General features: G+C 31.7%; 6 protein-coding genes. All 6 read right to left on the bottom strand.

The annotated features are described in order from the left end of the window. Positions 1 to 120 precede the first annotated feature (120 nt). The 6 genes from G7Y57_RS17610 to G7Y57_RS17585 all read right to left on the bottom strand — a co-directional run bounded on the left by G7Y57_RS17610 (position 121) and on the right by G7Y57_RS17585 (position 6,002). Positions 121 to 612, bottom strand: a complete 492-nt coding sequence (locus G7Y57_RS17610) for a DUF1016 N-terminal domain-containing protein (protein WP_165027253.1) — start codon at positions 610 to 612, stop codon at positions 121 to 123. A 612-nt stretch (positions 613 to 1,224) separates the two neighbouring features. Next, a complete protein-coding gene (locus G7Y57_RS17605) occupies positions 1,225 to 2,034 on the bottom strand; it encodes a phospholipase D-like domain-containing protein (RefSeq protein ID WP_165027251.1) in 810 nt (269 codons plus the stop codon). Positions 2,035 to 2,766: 732 nt separating this feature from the next. Continuing rightward, a complete protein-coding gene (locus tag G7Y57_RS17600; RefSeq protein WP_165027249.1) occupies positions 2,767 to 2,922 on the bottom strand; it encodes a hypothetical protein in 156 nt (51 codons plus the stop codon). A 22-nt stretch (positions 2,923 to 2,944) separates the two neighbouring features. Continuing rightward, complete coding sequence (locus G7Y57_RS17595; protein WP_165027247.1) at positions 2,945 to 4,768, bottom strand: type IV secretory system conjugative DNA transfer family protein; 1,824 nt, start codon at positions 4,766 to 4,768, stop codon at positions 2,945 to 2,947. Further along, a complete protein-coding gene (locus tag G7Y57_RS17590) occupies positions 4,765 to 5,520 on the bottom strand; it encodes a DUF5712 family protein (protein ID WP_165027246.1) in 756 nt (251 codons plus the stop codon). The genes G7Y57_RS17595 and G7Y57_RS17590 overlap by 4 nt, the downstream gene beginning before the upstream one ends. Continuing rightward, positions 5,517 to 6,002: a BfmA/BtgA family mobilization protein gene (locus G7Y57_RS17585; protein ID WP_165027245.1), complete on the bottom strand. Its 486-nt coding sequence runs from the start codon at positions 6,000 to 6,002 to the stop codon at positions 5,517 to 5,519. The genes G7Y57_RS17590 and G7Y57_RS17585 overlap by 4 nt, the downstream gene beginning before the upstream one ends. Between the last annotated feature and the right edge of the window lie 424 nt (positions 6,003 to 6,426).

Genomic DNA, 6,426 nt, shown 5'->3' with positions numbered 1-6,426 from the left:
GAGTTAAAGAAACTAAAAAAATGTTACAACCTGATGAAGAATAAATATCTTTAGCCAATCTCATCCGAGACACTTAGTGGTATACTTTTCAATTACTAAGTGGACTACTTTTCAATTATATTATACATTATGAGAAAGGAGTATATAAAAAATGCGTTCTTCATCCAGTTTACATCCCGAAAGAATTTCTATATGAGAAGACCAGTTTATAAGGGTTAGTAAAGTAAGAACTTTATACTTATTATCAAATTGTGGGGACTCGATCGCCACAATTGTATTTTGTTGTTTATCAATGTATTCTATTTGTGGTGTTGCTATCGCCACAAATTCAGGGGTACTATATGTTTCATAAAATTGGATCATTCTATAAATTGCTCTCCTATCAAATCCTTTTAGATCAGGTTGTTCTTGTTTAAGAAAGTTAACTAGATTGTCTACAACACTAGTTCCCCAATGAGAGTTCTTTAACTTATCCGAAACATATTTACCCACTTCCCAATTTGTGACTATGCCTTCATAGTTAACTAATTGATATGCTCTATTTCTATGAGTTACAATTATATTTTGTATCTCTTTGAATTCTTTTTGAGTATTATTTATACTTTGCTCCATAATATATTTCTTATTAGACAAATCTACAAAAAGTTATCTTTGCTTCAATGCCCTAGAATATAGAAAATATTTTACGTACTCAACATTATTGGGGAGGCTTAGCTACACCGCTTAAAATACTAATTAATCAATAAAGTTAATATTTACTTTAAAGAGTTTTGGGTTTTGTATTATCTTTTGTTCATGTATTTCTTTATAATAAATCCAATTACTATAGCTAATACGAAAATAGTAGTCACAACTAATGTACTATTAACCACTATCGTTTCTAGTTGCTCTAAAGATTGGGCTTTTATCTGCAAAATCATACTATATAATTTAAAAATTAAACTTTTTCAACGGCAAACCGAAACAAATCTCGATCTATCAATTCTCTCTCATGTATTAACAAAAAGTGATACTAGAAAATCTTTAATATCTCTCAGCCCCTACATAAATTAGATTGACCTAATTTATGGTAATGGAGTCTAGTATATAATTATTACTTTAGTTATTTATCAGAACTGCAAATACATTAATCATTGTACCTTTTTCTTCTATTTTGCTATTACTTATCATTGAATTATGCGCTACAAAAGAATTGCTTCGCACTTATGCATGACAAAAGATAATTCAGTATAATACCTCCCCATGCACATCTTTTCCTAAATAATCAATCTGATGTCCATTGAAATTGGAGTGGTCATTAAAAATATTATTAACGAAATCAACTAAATTTTCGATTTGATCTTGATGTGTTATTCTTACTCGGGTTTCGAAGTTTGAATTGAAGCCGTTGTAAGTGAAATTAATTGAGCCAAGATAGGCAACACGTCTATCTATGATATAAATTTTAGAATGAATAAAGCGATTGTTATTATACTCCCAGAAATATTTAAACTTTATCCTTTCTTTATATGTATAGTAATAGATAGGTAGTTTATTTAAGCTTTCTTTTTTCTTGATTAGATAGCGTAATCCAATAAAAAAAGGAAGAGATGCTAGAAAATAAAGATTAAGACTATACGTATTAAACATTGCAACTACGGACAGGATAATGATAGCGATTCCTAAAATCAAAGAACAAAAAGCCATATTCCTGTTCTTCTTCAATTTATTGAGTTTTTGATTATATTTAATTTCATCAATATGCTTCTCCTGGATTATTAGTTTTCTGAGAATTTCCTCTTCATGACCTCTATTATATGGTTTGCTAAAGGCGATATGAACATTAATTCCTTTATCGTGCAAATTGATTAAATCATATAATTTGCACATGTCAACATAAGGAGAAATGATAAGTACTTCTTTTTGAGCTGATAATATTTCATTTTGCAGTTGCTTTCCGCAACTTTGACCGATGTATATTTCTACATTATCTTTATTGTCTTCCGAAGATATTTTATAGTAAAAATTGCAGTTTTTTTTATTGTAATTTTTCATATTAGATTGATTATTCACAAATAAACGTATCATTTTTTAGATATACAATATTATTCATTAATATATTAATAAATTTCAGTTAGATACTATGTGTTATTGTATTTATATCAAGATGAGTTAATTATTTATATATTATACAGGGGTAATATTGATTAATTTATTTCGTTTTTCCAGTTTAATAAAAATAGCATTAATTATATAAACGTATAAATATAAAAACTATCTTTGAGTCGTAAAACCCTACAGTCCCTGTTATCCATAACAAACTATAGGGTTCTTGTTTTTCTATGAAATAGTCTATAATAGGATGTTAGAGAATATCAGTCGTTTCGCTACACCGCTTTGCTATAATACCACCATTGAGGCCTACTCTTAAACTATTTCAGTCGCTTCGCTACACCGATTATAAAAAACACTTCTGTAGCTTAGTGGTATCATGGAATTCAAATCTTATTATTTACATTTACGGTCGTTTCGCTACACCGATATAATCTTTAATTTTATTTGTATTTCTTAAGATAGCTTAGTTACACTATCTCTCAACAATATTTTTTCTTTTTTTGAATAACAAACCTAAAGTGACGTGAAAAGCGATGTCAAGGACATTGGCTATTTTTAATCGGATTTTTAATCTATTACTATAGTTAAAAATTTGTTATAAAATAGGTAATGCTTGTATATCCTTGATATCGCTTGAAACAAAGCTACCTTTGTGACCTCAAATAATAAAAATCAGAACCATTTATCTTTAATTGCCTTTTTTACAACATGATACATTATAACTATAACAATAAGTAAAACAGACCATTTAACTGTGGCTATAAATAAATCGTTAAGCGAATTACTGAACTCTTGTAAAGGATTCACCTCTATTTTCATTAGTTTCATAGTTAAAAATTTAAATGATTTTCTAATTTATTATACTCTTTGCTTCCAATACAATTCGTTCATAATTTTCAGCCATTTCTTGATCGGTAGCTTTATTTTCTCGTTGATAACTTGACTTTATCTCACTAGGCATTAGTTGTGCATTAAGAAATTCCTTAGGAGAACCTTCTGCTATTATACCGTAAAATTGTCCCGGTCCTAGATTCGTGATATCTGATACCTTTACTCTGTCTCGCTCTTGGATGCTTTCATTCATCCCTTTATTCGTATTGCTTGAGAGATGGATAAACTCCCCGCTTGTTCCACTTCCCCGACTGGCTGTTTGATAAGTTCGATCATGTTTACCGAATAAGTTCTTAATCATATCTGCTGTTTTGGCATTGACCGTTCTTCCATAAAACTGATTTCCGAGATTTGATAAAATGACCTGAGCTTTTTCTTGTCCGTATTTATCAACTAACTGGCTATAATCTTGAACCCCAAATATAGTGGCAACTTTATTGCTTCTAGCTGTAGCGGGTAATTGCTCAATATTAGGAATGTAAATAGTCGGCGCTTCATCCAGTAAAACAATGCTTTTTTCTTGTAGTGGTTGATTCATTAAACGAAGTGCGACACTTATAATTAGTGATATGACAGGCGCATAGGTAGAAGATAGTGTACTGTCGTTACCTAAACAAAGAAATTTAGGATTATTTGGATTATTCAAATGCAAATCAAAATTATTGCCGGACAATATCCAAAATATATCTTTGGTGTTTAATTGAGAGAGGGCATTTTGGAGAGTCGAAGCAACTCCCGCAGCTTGTCGTTCGGCTCCCCGATCAATAGCCTGTTTCAAACTGGATACAAATCCCCCTGCCTCATAGTCTTCACTTATGATATTTATCAACTTATCAATATCCGTATGTAACAATAAGCTAATAACATGAGGTAGTGTACAGTAATGTGAGTAACTATTACGAAGAAACCAAATCACCCCACTCAAAACCATTCTTGCATTATCCGAAAAGAAATCACGCTCTTTTATGGTTTGAGGTAAAAGATTATTTATTAGCGTAGTGGCATATTCGAGTGCATAAGCTGATTTCACTAAATATAACGGCTCAATGGGGTTTACTCGATCACTGGCATAGGGATTTTTAAAATCAACAACAAATGATCTTATATTTGTGTTTCTCTGGTATGCTTCCAAGACCTTATTTGTCAATTCCGGACTTTTGAAGTCATAAAGCAGTCCGGTGTATCCCTGTTCTGAAATCTGGGCTATAATAGGCTCAAATACACTCACACTTTTACCACTACCCGCACCACCTTGTATATAAATACCTCGGAAAGGATTTTCAAGTTGTATATTTCCGTAACTCGTTTTAAAAATGAAGCTTTCAGCTTGTTTATTCTTCTTTTCAAACTTCGTATTATGGGTAGATGGGTTTTTATTTTTTCCCTTTCGATTAAATATTAAAAGTAGTAAAGCCACAAGCAAAGGTATAAATCCACAAATTGTAGCAATCAGTTGATTTTTTATTAATGTCATTCCTCCACCAATTAACATGATCATTAGCGAACCGAATAATAATTTGGTTAGGAAATTTCTATCCCTAAATAATTTGAAGGCAATAATATAAAATGAGGTGTAAAATGCAAGTCCAATTAATGAACTATACCATGGTTTACCAGTCTTAAATAATGAATTTAAGATAACAGAGCTTTCTATTTTGCCTGTTATCGTTTCAGGTAGTATCGGATAAGCCAGATTATAAATCATAGTACCGTAAGCAACCATGATAGATTGCAAAATTATAATCAGGATTAAATATTTAATGATGCTCAATAGTGCGCTCATAATTCTATATCTTTTTCGTTGTTTAATGATTTACCTATCTCTTTTGGCTTCTCCTTTTGCTGACTTATGGCAATGGCTTTTTCGGTCTGCATTTTCATATCGTCTATACCTCCGTTCTTCATTACATTTAGGTATTCAAAACTATTTTCAGGTGCTCGATCATAACTAAAAGATTTATCAAATGATTTTTCGCAATTCTGAATAAAGTTTTCCCGATTAAATCCACCTTTGACAACTCCTTTCTTTGTGTTCTTATGATTTGTTTGAGGACTTATTTTGATTGAATTGCTCCTGTCCTTTCTACTAACAATGATATGGCAGTGCATATTATCGCCTGCTTTATCGCCTCTATCATGGTGTATTTTTGCGTAGTACATAATATTTTCTTTCTTTAGATTCTTATTGAAATTTCCTGCATATTGTTCCATTACATTATCACGAACATAGTTACGTAATGCTTCGGATTTCTCCATTGGTGTTTTCCCCATAGCTTTTAGCTCTTCTTGTGATGGGCTTACAGTAACAACAAAGAATTTGCTGTCATTTCGGTGTAATTGAGCTTTGTTGTGATCAATCATAAACGTAACTTCCTTGCTACTCACTTTATCATATTCATTATTGAAAAATGGCTCTATGGGTTTTCCGTCTATGCCTCTATCCATATCTTCATGTTGCAGGTAGGAGACAATAGCCGTGCAACTACCTTTATTGCTATACATTCTACCTCCTCCACCTTGGATTTTAATATTCATTGTTGATTGTATATTTTTGACAAATCCCCAAATACACCTGTCTTTTCTTTTGCATCAATTAGTTTAGATAACAATTTGAAACCCTGTTCTTGTGAGGACTTAGTTTGATTAATCAGACTTTGGTTATCTTTTAGATTCGATGTAACTAATTGAAATCGTTCGGATATATTTTTTATATCCTGTTTTGATGCAAGGTTTTCTAAATTCAATTTTATTCTTTCATCAGTTGAGAATATAGCTTCACACGCAGGGCGAAGTATTTCTTTTTCTTGAGTACGGATAAAGGCTATTACCTGATCAACCCTTTTTATCAATCGTTCCATTTCCTGCGCAGGACTTTCATGCGATAAGGGATTAATCCCGTACCATTCGAAATAAGTAACAGCTGCACTTAAAAAGTCTTTTTTGGTGCATTGGTTTGCTTTGCAAATCCGATCTATCTTTTTCGCTGTTGCGATACTAATTGTTACTGTTGTATCCATAATTATTTTCTATTCAATTGTAAATCCAATTGGATTTCTTAGGTTATAGACCTAATTATTAATAGTCTAAGTTTTACTTCAATTGTATTTCAATTGAATACTACTCATCTGTAGTCTGTTAATCGATTGAGAATCAATCGCCCCACGAAGTGGCAAGATAGGAACAGTACGATAGTGCTGTTTCATCTTGCTGTTTTCTACTCCGCTTCGCTTCGACCGAAAACACCAAACGAGCTCGCGAGTATGTGGTGTTTGGGAGATAAGAAAAGGAGAAAGAAAACTTGTCTTTTAAAACCTATATCCCACAGTTAATAATCCTTGGAAACGATTTGTTTTTAGACCAACCTTATCTGGTATAACAAGCTCCTTTCTATCAATAATAACTTTAGGAAAAGAATATAAATCTGATTTCTGAGAACTCATT

The organism is Dysgonomonas sp. ZJ279 (assembly GCF_011039205.1).
Classification (GTDB): Bacteria; Bacteroidota; Bacteroidia; order Bacteroidales; family Dysgonomonadaceae; genus Dysgonomonas.
Note: the sequence above shows the minus strand (reverse complement) of the source record. Positions and strands in the feature narration are given on the sequence as shown.

Coding starts and splice junctions, on each gene's coding strand:
- G7Y57_RS17610 (WP_165027253.1), bottom strand. CDS start 612: ATGGAGCAAAGTATAAATAATACTCAAAAAGAATTCAAAGAGATACAA.
- G7Y57_RS17605 (WP_165027251.1), bottom strand. CDS start 2,034: ATGAAAAATTACAATAAAAAAAACTGCAATTTTTACTATAAAATATCT.
- G7Y57_RS17600 (WP_165027249.1), bottom strand. CDS start 2,922: ATGAAACTAATGAAAATAGAGGTGAATCCTTTACAAGAGTTCAGTAAT.
- G7Y57_RS17595 (WP_165027247.1), bottom strand. CDS start 4,768: ATGAGCGCACTATTGAGCATCATTAAATATTTAATCCTGATTATAATT.
- G7Y57_RS17590 (WP_165027246.1), bottom strand. CDS start 5,520: ATGAATATTAAAATCCAAGGTGGAGGAGGTAGAATGTATAGCAATAAA.
- G7Y57_RS17585 (WP_165027245.1), bottom strand. CDS start 6,002: ATGGATACAACAGTAACAATTAGTATCGCAACAGCGAAAAAGATAGAT.